Below are 495 nucleotides of genomic sequence, written 5' to 3' on the forward strand. Positions count from 1 at the left end.
AGTGCGCGGGGCTTACCGATAATGTGTCCACGGTATCGGCGATGCTGGCCCGTCTGGCGTCGGTCCTGAGTGCCGAACAAGCATCACAGGAATCGATCGATGCCCGAAAGCAGGATCTTCGACGGCTCCGGTACGGAGTGGCGGTCGGCTTCCTGTCCGTCGTCGCCGTGCCGATCGCGATCATTCTGGGGTTCTTCGGTGGTTCATACCGGGAAGTGGATGCTGGGAGATCCATTTTCGACTGGCGACGCTACTACCCGATGTACCTGTCGGTCCTTGGGCTTATTTTCTTTGCTGGCGGAGTTTTTCTGTACCTTTTCTGGCGCGAGCGTCGAGAACTCCGTAGGGTAGCCGGTACGGCGCTCCCTTGACGTGGACGTCAGAATAACCTATCCGGTCGATGGGCGAGGTCAACCGGTCGTAGCGACGCCCGCCTCGTGCTGGGAGCAGGGGGTTGGTAAGCTGATCGCGATCGGGCAGGCTCCTCGCCTGCCC

Annotated in this window: 1 pseudogene; it reads left to right on the forward strand. The window is 60.8% G+C overall.

Going from position 1 to position 495, the window contains the following annotated elements:
• A pseudogene (locus MJ783_RS21105) lies at positions 1–371 on the forward strand (hypothetical protein); the annotation flags it as partial.
• Between the last annotated feature and the right edge of the window lie 124 nt (positions 372–495).

The organism is Protofrankia sp. Cj3 (assembly GCF_917627355.1).
In the GTDB taxonomy this organism is placed as follows: Bacteria; Actinomycetota; Actinomycetes; order Frankiales; family Frankiaceae; genus Protofrankia.